Here is a 14,184-nt window from a genome sequence, read left to right as displayed (position 1 = left end):
TTTTCGCTGGTGGTAGGTGGTGGGCTTGGCACGTTCAAACCTGCGACCCCTCGCTTGTAGGCGCTTTCAGCGACAGTCGTGTTGTCCGTTGACGTCCACCGGGTTCGGGCCAGGGACCGCAACCACACCCAATCGTCCGGTCTCGGTCGTCACCGTTGATGTCAACGACCGATGACAGTGCCTCTGGGGCGGGTCCGCCGTGGGTTGTCTCTCACGCCTGGCCACCGGGCAGGCCGTAGCCGTGGGCCGCTTGTCCCGAACCGGAATCTGCCCGGCTGGCGCCTCGATATGGTGTGGTGGTGCGACCCGCGCCCCCTCCGGAGAAGGGGGTTACCTGGGAAGAACTCTTCTTCGACCTGGCCTTCGTGGCCGCGCTCACCCAGTTCTCCGGGATGCTGCACGCCGACGACAGTTGGGCGGGCGTCGGTCGGGTGCTCCTTCTGTTCGTCACAATCTACTGGGCGTGGGCGGGCGCCGCGATCTACACCGACCAACGGAACGTCAGCAACCCGGTGGACCGGGCGGGGATCTTCGCCCTCGGGCTCGGCAGCCTGCTGCTGGCCCTGATGATTCCCGACGCCTACGGTGATCGGAGCCTGCTGTTCGCCGGCGTCTATGTGGCGATGCGGGTCGTGCTGGCAGCTCTGGCCGTGCCACAGTCTGGGCTGGCGTTCGCCCGTCCTTCGCTCCTACGGCTCGGGCCTGGTGGCCGGGCCGCTGCAACTGGCGGGCGGCATGCTGCCCGGCACAACCCGGATGGTGCTCTGGTCGCTCGCGGTCCTCACCGATGTGGTAGGCGCCTGGGTCACACGCCGGCCGCTGGCCACGGTCAGTGTCCGGCCGTTGCACTACACGCACCGCTACGGACTACTGATCATCCTCGTGCTCGGCGAGTCGGTAATCGAGGTCGGGATCGTGGCCGTCGACCAGCCCCTGACCCCCGCCCGGATGCGCGCCATCGGCATCGGGTACACCCTGGTCTGCACGCTCTGGTGGGCGTATTTCATCTACGGCGTGCGGGCCTTCCGGCAAGCGGTGGAGCGGACCGCGGAGCAGGCAGACCTCCGCAGGTCGGTCATGGTCTACGGGCATGTGCCGTTCAGCTTCGGGATCATCATGGTCGCCGTCGGCCTGGCCGAGGTGGTGATGGCACCGGTCGAGCCGTTCCGGCCCGGCGCGGCTGCCCTGCTGTTCGGCGGCGCCGCCCTCTTCCTCACCACGTTCGCGTACACCCACTGGCGGATCGAGCGGGAGATCGCTTGGCGGCGGATCAGCGCCGGCGCCCTCTGTCTGGTTCTGCTGCCGCTAGCGCCCCTGATGCCAGCCTTGGCCGCCCTGACGACCCTGCTCGCGGTGGTCGTCGGGCTGAACGTGCTGGAGGAACTCATCCTGCTCTTCCCGGACCACCATCGCTCTCCTTCGTTCACTTGGCGCGGAAGATGTCCACGCCCACCGAGTTCTTGCCGGCCAACTGCGACACGGCCAGGACAGCGATTACTGCCGCGATGTAGACCCAAAACTCGGTGGTCCGCAGCGACGGCTTGGTCTCCGTTCCAGGCGCCTGCACTGGGCGCTGTTCGCCCCTCACCATCGGCGCGTACTCGGACGCTTCCCGCACCCCGACCGCCAGATCAGGTGCCTGCTGTCTCGATGCAGCCCTGTGTGCTCATCTTTCCTCCTGGATGCGATGAGTCATCCCTGCACCTCCCTCACCCGCTGCCAAGGTTCGGCCTCGGCGCGGTCCTCCTGGGGGTCAACCCCGTCTACCCGACCCCTCGAAGCGGTAACACCACCACCGAACGAGGACGGGAACGCACAACCGTGAGACGGGTTCAGACGTTGAAGCGGAACATAGAGCCGCTATCTCGCCACCAGCGTGAACGGCCGGCGACGCCTGCTCACACGGCGTCTCGGGCTGCCGGCGTTGGTGGCTTGTTGACGACGTTCGACAGTATCTTGTGCCCCCTGTGTGCCCCACACTGCCAGGAGCGGGCGGTGCCCGGCCAGCGTTGGGTGGCGCTGCTCGCCGGGTCGGCCAACGTACGGCCCGGTCCGTCGGATGCACCGCCTTGACTACTCGCGTGGCTACTCGTGCCCTGCGTCGGCCGGTGGCAGCCTCGTCAGCCGATGCCGGCCGCGGCCTTCGGCCCGTGGGCCTGGTCCTCGTTGTCGACCCCGCAGCGGGCACGCATTCGGCAACCCGCCTAAGCGATCAAAAGTAGCGTCACTCCCATGGCCGTGGAGAGCGGGGCGGGTGAGCAGCCGGGGACGTACAGGCAGTCCCAGCGGGCCGGCTTTGTGGAGCTGCTGTTCGACGTTGTTTTCGTGTTCGCGTTCACTCGGCTGTCCGACCGGATGGTCTCGGACCTCACTTGGCGAGGCACCTACGGCACGTTTGTGCTGACGCTGGCGCTGTGGTGGGTCTGGTACCGGCTGGTGTGGGCCACCAACAGGTACGACTCGTCTCGGCCAGCGATCCAGGTATTGGTCATCGGCACCACGCTCGGCAGCCTGCTGATGGCCATCGCAGTGCCCGGGGCCTACGGCGACAGTGGTTTGCTCTTCGCGGGGGTCTACGTCGCGATCCAGATAGCGCGCCCGCTTTGGATCATTCTGATCGGCACAAACAAGGTGGTTCGCCTGGTCAGCGTCCGGAACCTCTTCTGGGCCCTCATCTCTGCGGTCCCGTGGATCGCTGGCGCCTTCACAGTGGGCGGAGCCCGCGTGGCCTTGTGGAGCGTTGCCGTCGGCATGGACTACATCGCTGGCGTCTTCGACTACCCCACGCCGCGACTCGGCCGGGCCGGGTTTCGAGCCCATCCGATCCAGGAAGACCATCTCACGGAGCGCTACCGGCAGCTCCTCATCATCGCGTTGGGCGAGACGATTCTGATCTCCGGCATCCAGATCAGCCCATACGGCCTTGAGCGGGATCGAGCCGCGGCGCTGCTGGTGTCATTCGCCATCACCGTTCTGCTGTGGCAGATCTACTTCTACCGGGCCGGTGAATTGCTTGCGGTCGCCATCGCCTCGGCACAGTCGCCGGCATACGTCGGCAGACTGGCGTCGTACGCGCACCTCATCATGGTCGCCGGCGTCGGCCTCAGCGCCGTCGGCGACGAACTGATCATCTCGCACCCGCTCGGCCACACCGATCGACCCTGGATCTTGGTCATCTTCGGCGGTCCTGCGGTATTCCTGCTTGGGCGGGCCCTGCTCGACTACGTGACCTTCAGCCACGTCTCCTGGTCTCGACCGATCGGACTGCTAACGCTGGCCATACTGGCACTGGTGACGCTCCCGCTCCCCCCGGTCCTGGTCGCCGTCGCGGCCACCGCCGTACTCACCGGAGTCGCCGTCTCCAACGTGATCTCATGGCGGCTGTTCCCTCGGGTACCCAAACCAGCCGCACCCGGCCGAATGGCTTCCTACCGACCGTGAACTGACGCGCTGCGAGAACGAAGGCCACCTCCAAGGCTGCTCGACGTGTAGTTGAAGCGGAACTCAGAGCCGCTGTCCCGCCCCCAGCGTGAACGGTGCCCGGCACCTGCTGGCACGGCTTCTCAGGCTGCCATGGATGGTCGTTGCTTGACGACGTTTGGCGGTGTCTTGTGCCCCCTGTGTGCCCCGGGCTGACTCGACGCCAGCGTGAGCGACTGCTGACCTGAGCGCTGTCGTCGGCGCAGCAGCAGGGCCGTAACCACTCAACCAGCCCCAAGAAGTGCTGCCAGTCCACCGAGGACCAGGGGCCAACCGAGCGGCTCTCCGATGGCAGCCACTCCGGGACGCTGGTCCAGAGGAAGGGGTGTCCCCGTTGGGGCGTCCATCGAAATACACGGAAGAGTTCGGGGCTTGACCCCTGATCCTGGACACGGGGTTTATGCGGCGGGGGCCAGCGTAGCCGGTGCCGGTCGGGCTTTTCTCTCGTAGGTGATCGGGGATTGCTGTCGGAGCTGGGAGTGGCGCCGGACGGTGTTGTAGCGGTGCAGCCAGCGGAACGCGGTGAGCCGTGCTTCGCGTTCGTCGGTGAAGGCGCGGCGGCCTTGGAGGGTTTCGCGTTTGAAGGTGGCGTTGAATGATTCGGCGGCGGCGTTGTCGGCGGAGCTACCGACCGCGCTCATCGACTGTCGAATGCCGGCGGCCTGGCAGGCTGCGGCGAAGGCCATCGATGTGTATTGGGCTCCGTGGTCGGTGTGCATGATCGCCCCGTGCAGGCCGCCCCGGGTGCGCTTTGCGGCGTGGAGGGCGTCGATGACCAGGTCAGTGCGCATGTGGTCGGCGATCGCCCAGCCCGCGAGGCGGCGGGAGTGCAGGTCGATGACGGTGGCCAGGTAGAGGAAGCCGCGGTCACCGACCGGCAGGTAAGTGATGTCACCGACGTAGCGCTGATTCGGCTCCGGGGCGGTGAAGCCACGGCCGATCAGGTCCGGGGCCTTCGCCGCGGCCGGGTCCGGCACCGTCGTGCGGACGCGGCGGCGTAGTCGTAGACCCTGCACGCCGAAGCGGCGCATCACCCGCGCGACCCGCTTCCGGTTGACCCGCAGTCCGGCATCGTGCAGCTCAGCAGTGATCCTCGGTGCCCCGTAGGTGCCGTCGTACTCGGCGTGCACCGCCCGGATCCGGCCCGCGAGAGCGACATCCGTGGCCTCTCGTGCCGCCCTGGCCGACGCCGTGGACCGCCAGTAGTAGTAGCTCGACCGGGACAACCCGATGATCTGACACAACCGCTTCACGCCATAGCGCTGCTGATGGTCGGCGACGAACTGGAAGCGGTTCACCAGCGCGTCTCCCCGGCGAAATACCGGGCCGCCTTCCGCAGAATGTCCCGCTCCTCTTCCAACTCCCGGACCCTGCGCCGCAACTGCGCGTTCTCGTCCTCCACCGAACCGGACGCCCGCGAGCCCGCCACGGAGGCCGCCGACCCGGCCGTTGCGCCCCTGCGTCGATCATCGGCGCGGACCCAGCTACGCAACGTCTCCCGGTTGACACCGAGATCGTCAGCGATCTGCGCGATCGTCGCCCCCGGCCGAGACCGGTACAACGCGACCGCGTCGGCCTTGAACTCCGCGGGGTAGTGCTTGTTCACCATCTGTCAGGGACTCCTGATCTCCCCGGACCATCACGATCCAAGGTTCAAGTGTCCAGGACCAGGGGGCAACGCCCTTCCGGCGTGACGCGGTCGACCTGGTCCGTTCGTCGGGGCGGCCGATCAACCAGGTGGCGCGTGAGCTCGGGATGAGCCACGAGACGCTGCGGACCTGGGTCCGCGCCGCCGAACGCCAGATCGGGGCCGCTGCGACCGCCTCGGGTGGGGACGGGTTGTCGGTGGCGGACAAGGACGCCGAGATCGCCCGCCTGCGGCGTGAGGTTGCTGAGCTGCGGCAGGAGAAGGAGATTCTGCGGAAGGCAGCCGCCTATTTCGCGAAGGAGATGGATCGGTGACCAGCCGCTTCCGGTTCATCTCCACCCACCGGGCCGTCTATGGCGTTAAGCGGCTGTGCCGGGTCCTGGCGGTGTCTCGCTCCGGGTTCTACCGGTGGGCCACCAGTGAGCCGGCCCGACAGGCTCGCGCCGCCGCCGAGGATGCTCTCGCCGAGCAGATCGCCAGAGTTCACGCAGACTCCGGCGGCGCCTATGGGTCGCCGCGGGTGACCGTCGAGCTGCATGCTCGGGGTGTCCAGGTCAACCGCAAGCGGGTGGAGCGGATCATGCGGCGGCGGGACGTCGTGGGCCGGCACCTACGCCGCCGCAAACGCACCACCATTGCGGATTCGGCCGTCCCGCCGGCGCCGGACCTGATCGGCCGCAACTTCACCGCCACGGCACCGGATCGGCGGTGGTGCGGCGACATCACCTACCTGCGCGTCGGCGGCGGCTGGTTGTATCTGGCCACGGTCATCGACATCACCACCCGTCGGCTGATCGGCTGGTCGATCAACACCCACATGCGCGCCGAACTGGTCGTCGACGCCCTGCACGCCGCGGTTGTCGCCCGTGGCGGCCGGGCCGACGGCGTGATCTTCCACTCCGATTGAACTCGCCCAATACAGCAGCGGCGACTTCGCCGACGCCTGCCGCCGCCACGGCATCCGCCGCTCGATGGGGCGGATCGGCTCGTCGTATGACAACGCCCTGGCCGAGGCGTTCTTCGCCAGCCTGAAGCGTGAACTCGACGTCGACCACCGCCGCTGGGCATCCGAGGCTGACGCCCGCCGCGACGTGTTCCGGTGGATCGCCTTCTACAACCACCGGCGCCGCCACTCCGCGCTGGGCTATCTCAGCCCCGCCGATTACGAACAGACCCTTCAACCGACTACGCTGCACCAGATCGCGGCATAACCCGGTGTCCACATCCCGGGGGGAACCTCAAACTTCTCCGGCAACCGACCCGGCGAACGTTTGTGGTCACGGCACTAGCAGCAACTTTTATCCCCCGGTGCGGCTTGAACTGTGGGCAAGCAAGCCCCCTCCCGACCCGGGCATTTGGGACAGCCTGGAGGAGTCCGACCTTGACAGCCATAACGGCCGCCTGCAGTTCATGTCGGTCATGGCGATGTTCGCCGGCGAGGAGATAGTTCTGCCCGGCCCGGGAACCTTGGAGATTAGGGCTCACCGCCGCGACCGCGACCATGCCGCCACCCTGCACGGCAAGTCTGAAAGCCACCCCGGCGTGGAGGAATGGCTCATCCAGATCTGGCCTGCCCACGACCGGACGAACTCGGCTGATTGAACGCAGTAACGGTCAGGCCCGTCGTGCGTCAGCGAGCATGTCGAGCGAGACCTGCCACAGCCGCTCGGCTGCCGCCGGGTCGATGGCGTGGTCGGCGACGCCTTGCAGCGGTGTCTCGGGGCTGTACCGCGCGGCCTCGTTGCAGTCCTCGAAGTACCGGCCCCCGATCTCGTCCAGGTCCGGCCAGGTCGCGAGCAGCACCGAGGTGGCGGCCCCCTGCTCCGGGGTCTTGAAGTCGAACGCCGGGAGCTGCGCGTAGTCCTCCTCGGTGAGGTGGCGCCCCAGGTTGGTGGCGACCGCGCCCGGGTTGGCCGCGTTGACGGTGATCCCGTCGCCGGCCCAGCGCCGGTTCGCCTCGACCGCGAACAGCGCGGTGGCCGTCTTCGACTCGCCGTAGGCGAGCATCCGGTCGTAGGGGCGTTCGCGGAAGTTGACGTCCTCGAAGACGATCGGCGCCTGGACGTGGGCGATGGAGCTGAGCGTCACTACCCGCGCTCGGCCGGCCGCTGTGAGCGCCCGGTGCAGTCCGGTGGTGAGCGCGAAGTGGCCGAGGTAGTTGGTGGCGAGCTGCAGCTCCCAGCCCTCCCGGGTCCGCATCTCAGGGGTCGCCGACACCCCGGCGTTGTTGACCAGGATGTGCAGGGGGCCTTCCCAGGCGGTGACGAAGGCGGCCACCGACGCCTGGTCGGAGAGGTCGAGCGGGGCGACCCGGACCAGCCGGTCCGCCGTGGTGGCGCGGATGTCCCGCGCCGTCCGCTCGCCGGCCGCCACGTCCCGCACCGCCAGGGTCACCTCTGCGCCCGCGGCGGCGAGCGCCCGGGCTGTCTCGACGCCGATGCCCGACGAGGCGCCGGTGACGATGGCACGCTGACCGGTGAGGTCGACGCCCGCCACCACGTCAGCGGCGGAGGATCGGGCGTTGAACGGCGTGGTGATGCGTGGGGAGGTCATGATCGGGATTCCTTCGGTTGTCGTCGTTGCGTCCTCCAAAACGATCCTGCGGAGGCCTGCTCAGCGGCCAACACAGGCTGCCTGGCATGGTTACAGTCTTTTCCTGTGACCACCGTGTGCGCGCCTAACGCCGAGTGCGCGATCTCCGCCGAGCACCTGGCCGAACCGCTCCCGCTCTAGAGATCGTCGGCGAGAGGTGTGCCGGTCCAGTTACGGGTGGTCGGTGCCGTTTCCGTCCCTCACCAGCCAGGCGGCCGTGTCGGGTAGGGCCACCTCGTGCCCCTTCGCACACTCCACCACGACGCCGAGCGGACTGCCGCAGCCGACGTGCACGAGTTCGACGCCGCCCTCCCGGCCGAGCCGCTCCCCCCACTGAATCAGGGCGACGAGCACGGGGAAGAGCTCTCGGCCCAGTTCGGTGAGGACGTACTCGTACCTGGTCCGCTTGCCCGGGTCCTGGTAGGGCCGTCGCTGCAGCAGACCGTCGGCGACCAGTTGCTTGAGCCGTTTGGCGGCCACCGCCTCGGTCAGGCCGGTACGACGGGCCAGTTCGTCGAAGCGCCGACCGGGTGCCGATCAGCTCCAGCGCGTGCTCGATGCGGCACCAGCCCTCGCCCTGCCACGCGTCGCGATCAGCGAAGCGGCCGGTCAAGGTGATTACGGCGTCGGAGTCGGGCCCGGCCGGCCCGGCTGGCTGTGTCATGGCGACCACACCCATCTGGCTAGGCTTTTGCATAGCCAGGAGTGCTGGGGTCCTGGCTATGGTTTCCACTAGCCGGCCTAGCACCGCCGCAGTGTCCCGCCCGGCGGCCGCGACCGAGGCACGGCAGGATGGTCCGCCCTCGTCGTGGTCTGCCTGGGCGTGATGATGACCTTTGTCAACGTGTCGTCGACCATCTCGGCGCTGCCGCCGATCCAGGACGACCTGCACATGTCTGCCAGCAACCTGGTCTGGGTGAGCAGTACTCACCGCGGCGGCCTGACCGACCCGGCGAACGTATGCGGTCAGGGCATTAGCCGGTTCCTCTCAGCCCCGCCGTGCTCGGTCGTCGGCTACCCCGCGGGCCGCTTCACTCAGTCGTCGGGCGAGCGCCGCCCACGGACCGTTCGGGGTGAGCCCGGACCCCTATTGCGGCGTCACCGATCTGACTTTCCCGGACAGGCGTAGGCTGGGGCCAACCGGGAATCGACGACATCCCACTCCTGAGGTGCCCGCCACGCCGGCTCGGCCCAAGAGGATGCCGTGTTCGTACCCGAACGCACCCGATCCGCAGCGGCCCGGCCGACCAACCTCCCGCCGTCGGAGCACCCCGGCCTCGTCCTCGCCATCGACCCGCTGCACGGGCCCGTCCGGCTGCTTCTCAAACCCGAGATCTGGGACGGCAATCCACCCTGCCCGACCATCGGCGGCAGGGTGCTGCGGTTGGGCTACTTCACCGGTCAGCCCGCCAGCCTGCTGACCGCCATCTGCCTCAGAGAAGATCGGGTCGACCTGCTGGCCGTCCCGCCGGACACCCCGGTCGACTTGGCCGAGGCGGCGATAGCGCGCGCCGCCACCACCGGCAACATGGTCCATACTCCGCAGCTGCGCACCGTCCCCGCGCACGATGTCCGGGGCGACGGCCGACAGCGTGGGCAGGCGCACCTGGGAGGGGGTGGCGGCCGTCTCCGCACCGCCCCCGGCGGGCCTGCCGCGGTCGCTTCCCGCATAGCCGACGCTGGACCGGCCGGACGCTCCGCGCCAACGGAACCGGCGTCCGCGCCGACAGCACCTGCGCCGAGGCAGCGAAGGACCACAGTCTTCCCACCATCGCCACCGAGGAGCAGATCATGACAATCGCCCGGCACACGATCGTCTCAGCGCTGCGTCGGCGCGGCCAGCACACCAGGGCCGACTGGGTCGAGCGGGAGCTGCCGGAGGAGGTCGACACCACTCGGCACACCGGGCTGCTCGCGACCCTGCGTCTCGACCCCGCCGACCTCGGCGATTCGACAGCTCGGTGAGAGTGGCCCTGCTGGGACCGGTGGCCTGGCGGACGTCGCCGCGCCACCACGGCCCGTGAAAACAGGTGACCGGCCTCCCGGGCGAGGGCTCGTCGCGCGGGGGTTGATCGTCGCCCAGCCTGACCGGCTCCTACCGGCACGACCCGGCCTGTCACGACCTCAGGCAGACGGAAAGGCAGCACGCGGGTGTCCTTGTTCGCCGCAGCGTTGACCCGGGTCCACGCCCGGCGCATTAACCCGCACCATTCGTCGCCATCGCTCGAGCAGCAGTACCTACGGAGACCCCCCATGCGGTATCTCAGCGACGTCAACCTGCGCGCCGTACTCAACGTCCTCATCGGCCGGGCCGGTGGCACTGTAGAGATCAGCAACGAAGAACTGTACGACGCGATGCTGCCAGACCACAGCCACGGCGAACGCGTGCTCATCGAGGAGACAGAGACCGGCCTACGCCTGTCCATCGTTGATCGTCCGTAGGCCGGGCCGCGAAATGTCGAAGCCGCCGGTTCCTCGGACCGCGCGTCGCCCCGCTCCCCCGATCCCGGCTCGCCATGGGTAAATCCTGAGCAGCACCGTCAGTCCGGTTGCCGCATGAAGTATGCCCCTGCCGGCGACGCGTGAAGACTAAATTCTGGCCGTCCTCGCCAAGGCCGCGAGGGCACATCCCAGGGTGAACGCCGACCTGCTCACCGCGGGTGCTGACGAAGGCGCGTTCACGCTGGCTCTGCCTGCCGCCGAGCGGTTCGTCGACCACTGCGTGCCCCAGGGGTGGGCTCCCCCGCACGACGGGATCAGCGTGCGACGGCGTACCGCACATGAACGGCGTACGGCGCGTGGTGGACCGAAAGGATGTTGAGGTCTATATCGTGGTCGAAGCCCTCGAAGAGCCGCTTTCCCCGGCCCAGGATGACCGGAGCGGTGGTGATGCCGAGCTCGTCGACCACCCCCGCCCTGAGGGCCTGCCGGATGATGTCAGCGCCCCCGCCAATGGCCACGCCGCTGTCGCCGGCCGCCCGCCGGGCCGCCGCCAGCGCCTCCTCGAACCCGTCGACCATGAGGAAACCGGTGCTCGGGTCGGGCTGGTCCGCGGTGCGGTGGGTGAGCACGACCATCGTGCCTCCGAACGGATTCCGGCCACCCCAGGCCCCGGCGCTGTCGTACATGCCCCGGCCGCACAGGCCGGCGCTCGTCCCCTCGAGCAGCGCGTCGAAGTACGCACGGTCCTCGTCGGTCATGCCGGCGCCGGGTTCGCGCTCGGTCTCGTAGGTCCACGGCCCGCCCATCACCCAGTAGTGGAGCCGCTCGCCGCCGATGCCGAGCCCCTGGCCCTCACGATCGTCGGGACCGGTGACGTAGCCGTCCAGTGACACGGTGATGGCGGCCTTCACCGGGCCTCGCCGTTCCGTGGTGCTCATGATTCCTCCTGTGACGAGACATCGGACCTAGCAGAGACTGCCCGTCGGCGCTGGGCTCATCGGTCCGCTTTGTCGGGCGTGGGTTGGGTCGAGCTTGGGCTGTGCATTCTCGGCGCCATACCGCTCGGCTGACCAGCGACTGGGCCGGGAATACCCTGGTTGCCGCTTCAGCCTGCCGGAGATCGTTCTCGGCCCGTACGGGCCTTTCACCAACGGTGCAGCACAGCGGTCAGCTGGGCCAGAGCGACATGGGCGGCGTCGAACAAGGCGAGCTTCCGCGGGAAGTTGTGGATGAGCCCTTGGTACCGGACTGCGGTGACGGGAACGCCGGCCGCCAGCAGCCCGGCGGCATACCGTTCGCCCTCGGCGGACAACAGGTCGAGCTCGGCGGTGATGACCAGGGCGGGCGGCAGGCCGGTGAGGTCGGCCCGCAGGAGGTCCAGATCCGGCTGCGTACGGTCCACGCCCGGCGGGGCGAACGCGTCCCAGAAGAACCGCATCTCCTCCCGGTCCAGGCCGTACTCGTCCAGCGCCGGATAGTCCGCCGCGGGGTCGATGACCGGGCAGATGAGGAGCTGACCCGCGAGACGGGTCCCCGCATCCCGGTCGCGCCGGGCGGTCACCGCCGCAAGGTGCCCTCCCGAGGAGTCACCGGCCACCGCTATCCGGCCCGGGTCGAGCCCGTGCCTCGCCGCCCCGGGTCCGCGCAGCCAGGTGAGCGCGCGCAGCATGTCCTCCACCGGGGCCGGGTACGGATGCTCGGGGGCGAGCCGGTAGTCCACGGAAAGAACCGCCCAGCCGGACGCGGCCGCCAGGTGCCGGCACAGCCCGTCGTGCGTGTTCACGCTGCCCATCACCCAGCCTCCGCCGTGCGCGTAGAGGACCACCGGCAGTGCGTCGTCATCGCCGTCGCGGTAGAGGCGGGCGGGCACGCCGCCGGCGTCGACGGCCACCACGGACCGGATCGCCGGTCCGCTGCCCACCTCGGCGGGAGTCGCCTGGACCATGCTGAGCCGTGCCGCCGGCAGGTTCGCCCGGGTGAGGGGGACACGCTGCTGGACTCGCATCGCCGCCCGCGCCTGCGGGTGGAGCCGAACGGAGTCCACCCGGTCAGTATCGCTCGACCCGGGGATGTCAGTGTTGCCGACACGGCGGTGCCGGATAGGCGAAGAGGCCGCTACGGTCTGGACCGTGGACAACCTTCTACCGGCACTGCCGGAGGACTGGGACCGCTGTCTTGCGGTGGCCGCACACCCTGACGACATCGAGTACGGCGCCGCCTCGGCGATCGCCCGCTGGACCGCGCAGCGCAAGCAGGTCACCTATCTGCTGGCCACCCGGGGCGAGGCGGGAATCGACGCGATGCACCCGGAGCAGGCCGGGCCGTTGCGCGAGCAGGAGGAGCGCGCCGGGGCCCGGGAGGTCGGCGTGAACGTCGTGGAGTTCCTCGACCACCGTGACGGCGTCGTCGAATACGGTCTGGACCTGCGCCGCGACATTGTGCGGGCGATCCGCCGCCACCGCCCCGACGTCATCGTCTCGGGCGCGTTCACCGTCCGCATGGTGGGCGGTATGACCAACCAGGCCGACCACCGGGCAGTGGGACTGGCGACGCTCGACGCCGCCCGCGACGCCGGCAACCGGTGGGTTTTCCCGGAACTCGTGGACGAAGGGCTGCCACCCTGGGGTGGTGTGCGCTACGTCTGCTTTGCCGGCGCCGACCGCCCCACACACGGCGTGGATGTCACCGGTGAACCGTTGCGGCGCGGCATCGCCTCGCTGGCCGCGCACGCCGAGTACACCAAGGGCCTGGGTGTGGCCGGACCTGAACCCGGGCCGTTCCTGACCTGGGCGGCCCGCCACGGCGGGCCGGCGCTGGGCGTGGAGGCGGCGGTACTGTTCGACGTTCACACCCTCACCCCCGAGGGCCCCCCACCCTGGCTCTGAGCCCTGCCAGAATTCACTCCGGCCAGCGTGGCGCGCGGTGGGGAGCCAGTCCGGCGGCGCGCCGATGGCCACCACCGAGGTGCAGAATTGTCCCGGCTTTCCGGGCCAGAGCTGATGGACAACCTCCCGCAAGCAGGCCAGCCGCTTCGGCGTCGAGGGCAGGAGCGGTCAGTGCAGCGCCCGCCGGCGCCATGGACGTAGGTCGGCGAGCAGATGCGCAGGCATCCGCGGTCATCGTCCTCGTTCCACCGGCCTAGGGATGTTGTTGGTGGAACGATGGAGGATGTGGGAACTGCGAAAACTGCTACAGCTGCCATCTCGCCGCTGGCCGGCGAACCGATCAAGCGTGCCGACGCTGAACGGCTTGCGGGAGTGCTTAGGGCGTTCGCCGACCCGGCCCGGCTGCGACTGCTCAGTCTGATCCAGTCCGCTCCGGAGGGCGAGGCGTCCGTGAGTGACCTCACCGCGCCGCTTGGTCTCTCCCAGCCGACCGTCAGTCATCACCTTCGGATCCTCACCGAGGCCGGCCTGCTCGAGCGCGACAAGCGGGGCGTCTGGGCGTACTACCGCCTCGTTCCGTCCGCGATCGCCGCGGTCGCCGACTCGTTGACGCCGCCCCGCAAGCGGGCGACGAAGAAGGCCCGCTGAGCGGCACCCTCGACGGCCGACGCCGGTCGGGTCCGTTGCTGTGCTTCCGGCCTGCGGGCCGGCCACGTCCAGGAGCCGACCGCCATTGACTCTCGGTTGCCATGCCAACGGGCACGCCCGGCCGGCACGGGCAGTCGCCGGCCTCTGCCCAACGGAGCATGGCGCAGCGCGTGATTCATGATCGACTCGCCTATGACCGGTTGCAGCGAGAGTGCCGCTACCTGATGAAGTTCTGGTGGCAGCTATCGGTTGGCGGCACATGGTTCACCGCAGCTGCAGCAGCCCACGTTTGGCCATGAAGGCTCGCAACGTCTCGGCGTCCTCGGCGGACATCAGGCGACGTGGGATCACGGTCGCCGGCATCCGGCCGACGTACACGATCCAGAACTCCGGCGTGTCCCTCACCTGGGCGACCCCGTCCCAGGCGATGCCGCCGGACTCCGAGCCGCTGCGCATCATGATGTTGTCGTCGGTGATGTCGTAGGCGCC

14 protein-coding genes and 2 pseudogenes are annotated in these 14,184 nt (G+C 69.0%); 10 read left to right on the top strand and 6 right to left on the bottom strand.

Annotated elements, in window-relative coordinates:
• Positions 1 to 293: 293 nt before the first annotated feature.
• The 3 genes and pseudogenes from AB0F68_RS33345 to AB0F68_RS33335 form a co-directional block, all read left to right on the top strand.
• Positions 294 to 644: pseudogene (locus tag AB0F68_RS33345) on the top strand (low temperature requirement protein A); the annotation flags it as partial.
• Positions 616 to 2,073 carry a low temperature requirement protein A gene (locus tag AB0F68_RS33340; RefSeq protein ID WP_357345581.1) on the top strand — a complete coding sequence of 486 codons (1,458 nt, stop codon included), beginning with the start codon at positions 616 to 618 and terminating at the stop codon, positions 2,071 to 2,073. The pseudogene AB0F68_RS33345 and the gene AB0F68_RS33340, both read left to right, overlap by 29 nt.
• A 159-nt stretch (positions 2,074 to 2,232) precedes the next feature.
• Positions 2,233 to 3,441, top strand: a complete 1,209-nt coding sequence (locus tag AB0F68_RS33335) for a low temperature requirement protein A (protein ID WP_357345542.1) — start codon at positions 2,233 to 2,235, stop codon at positions 3,439 to 3,441.
• A 437-nt stretch (positions 3,442 to 3,878) separates the two neighbouring features.
• Here AB0F68_RS33335 and AB0F68_RS33330 read toward each other — a convergent pair.
• A protein-coding gene (locus tag AB0F68_RS33330; protein WP_357345540.1) for an IS3 family transposase occupies positions 3,879 to 5,089 on the bottom strand; the annotation gives its coding sequence in 2 pieces (ribosomal slippage) (positions 3,879 to 4,789 and positions 4,789 to 5,089; 1,212 coding nt in all).
• 35 nt (positions 5,090 to 5,124) lie between these two features.
• On the opposite strand from AB0F68_RS33330, the pseudogene AB0F68_RS33325 reads away from it, so the two are divergent.
• Positions 5,125 to 6,339, top strand: a pseudogene (locus AB0F68_RS33325) (IS3 family transposase).
• A gap of 97 nt (positions 6,340 to 6,436) precedes the next feature.
• Entirely contained in the window at positions 6,437 to 6,730 is a 294-nt protein-coding gene (locus AB0F68_RS33320; RefSeq protein ID WP_357345538.1) for a hypothetical protein, read from the top strand.
• Between the two features lie 12 nt (positions 6,731 to 6,742).
• Here AB0F68_RS33320 and AB0F68_RS33315 read toward each other — a convergent pair whose 3' ends face one another.
• Positions 6,743 to 7,681, bottom strand: coding sequence for an SDR family NAD(P)-dependent oxidoreductase (locus tag AB0F68_RS33315; RefSeq protein WP_357345536.1), 939 nt, complete (start codon positions 7,679 to 7,681; stop codon positions 6,743 to 6,745).
• 210 nt (positions 7,682 to 7,891) lie between these two features.
• Positions 7,892 to 8,200 (bottom strand): helix-turn-helix domain-containing protein, encoded by a 309-nt coding sequence (locus AB0F68_RS33310; protein WP_357345534.1) that lies wholly within the window; start codon positions 8,198 to 8,200, stop codon positions 7,892 to 7,894.
• 724 nt (positions 8,201 to 8,924) lie between these two features.
• Here AB0F68_RS33310 and AB0F68_RS33305 point away from each other — a divergent pair.
• The 3 genes from AB0F68_RS33305 to AB0F68_RS33295 all read left to right on the top strand — a co-directional run bounded on the left by AB0F68_RS33305 (position 8,925) and on the right by AB0F68_RS33295 (position 10,162).
• A complete protein-coding gene (locus AB0F68_RS33305; RefSeq protein WP_357345532.1) occupies positions 8,925 to 9,515 on the top strand; it encodes a DUF5994 family protein in 591 nt (196 codons plus the stop codon).
• Positions 9,512 to 9,685, top strand: a complete 174-nt coding sequence (locus AB0F68_RS33300; RefSeq protein WP_357345530.1) for a hypothetical protein — start codon at positions 9,512 to 9,514, stop codon at positions 9,683 to 9,685. Before AB0F68_RS33305 ends, AB0F68_RS33300 begins: the two co-directional genes overlap by 4 nt.
• 288 nt (positions 9,686 to 9,973) lie before the next feature.
• The gene (locus AB0F68_RS33295; RefSeq protein WP_357345528.1) at positions 9,974 to 10,162 is read left to right on the top strand and encodes a hypothetical protein; all 189 of its coding nucleotides are present in this window, start codon (positions 9,974 to 9,976) and stop codon (positions 10,160 to 10,162) included.
• Between the two features lie 314 nt (positions 10,163 to 10,476).
• Here AB0F68_RS33295 and AB0F68_RS33290 read toward each other — a convergent pair whose 3' ends face one another.
• Positions 10,477 to 11,100: a dihydrofolate reductase family protein gene (locus AB0F68_RS33290; RefSeq protein ID WP_357345525.1), complete on the bottom strand. Its 624-nt coding sequence runs from the start codon at positions 11,098 to 11,100 to the stop codon at positions 10,477 to 10,479.
• Between the two features lie 206 nt (positions 11,101 to 11,306).
• On the bottom strand, positions 11,307 to 12,206 hold the full coding sequence (locus tag AB0F68_RS33285; RefSeq protein ID WP_357345523.1) for an alpha/beta hydrolase: 900 nt from the start codon (positions 12,204 to 12,206) through the stop codon (positions 11,307 to 11,309).
• A gap of 85 nt (positions 12,207 to 12,291) precedes the next feature.
• On the opposite strand from AB0F68_RS33285, the gene AB0F68_RS33280 reads away from it, so the two are divergent.
• Together AB0F68_RS33280 and AB0F68_RS33275 are read left to right on the top strand one after the other, a co-directional pair.
• Positions 12,292 to 13,047 carry a PIG-L deacetylase family protein gene (locus AB0F68_RS33280; protein ID WP_357345521.1) on the top strand — a complete coding sequence of 252 codons (756 nt, stop codon included), beginning with the start codon at positions 12,292 to 12,294 and terminating at the stop codon, positions 13,045 to 13,047.
• Between the two features lie 276 nt (positions 13,048 to 13,323).
• Positions 13,324 to 13,695 carry a metalloregulator ArsR/SmtB family transcription factor gene (locus tag AB0F68_RS33275; protein ID WP_357345519.1) on the top strand — a complete coding sequence of 124 codons (372 nt, stop codon included), beginning with the start codon at positions 13,324 to 13,326 and terminating at the stop codon, positions 13,693 to 13,695.
• 264 nt (positions 13,696 to 13,959) lie between these two features.
• On the opposite strand, the gene AB0F68_RS33270 is transcribed toward AB0F68_RS33275, so the two are convergent.
• Positions 13,960 to 14,184 (bottom strand): YcxB family protein (locus tag AB0F68_RS33270; protein WP_357345517.1); only part of this gene is annotated, 225 nt, incomplete at its 5' end.

The sequence above is a fragment of the Micromonospora sp. NPDC023966 genome (assembly GCF_040639095.1).
In the GTDB taxonomy this organism is placed as follows: Bacteria; Actinomycetota; Actinomycetes; order Mycobacteriales; family Micromonosporaceae; genus Micromonospora.
This window is presented reverse-complemented; position numbering and strand designations above follow the sequence as displayed.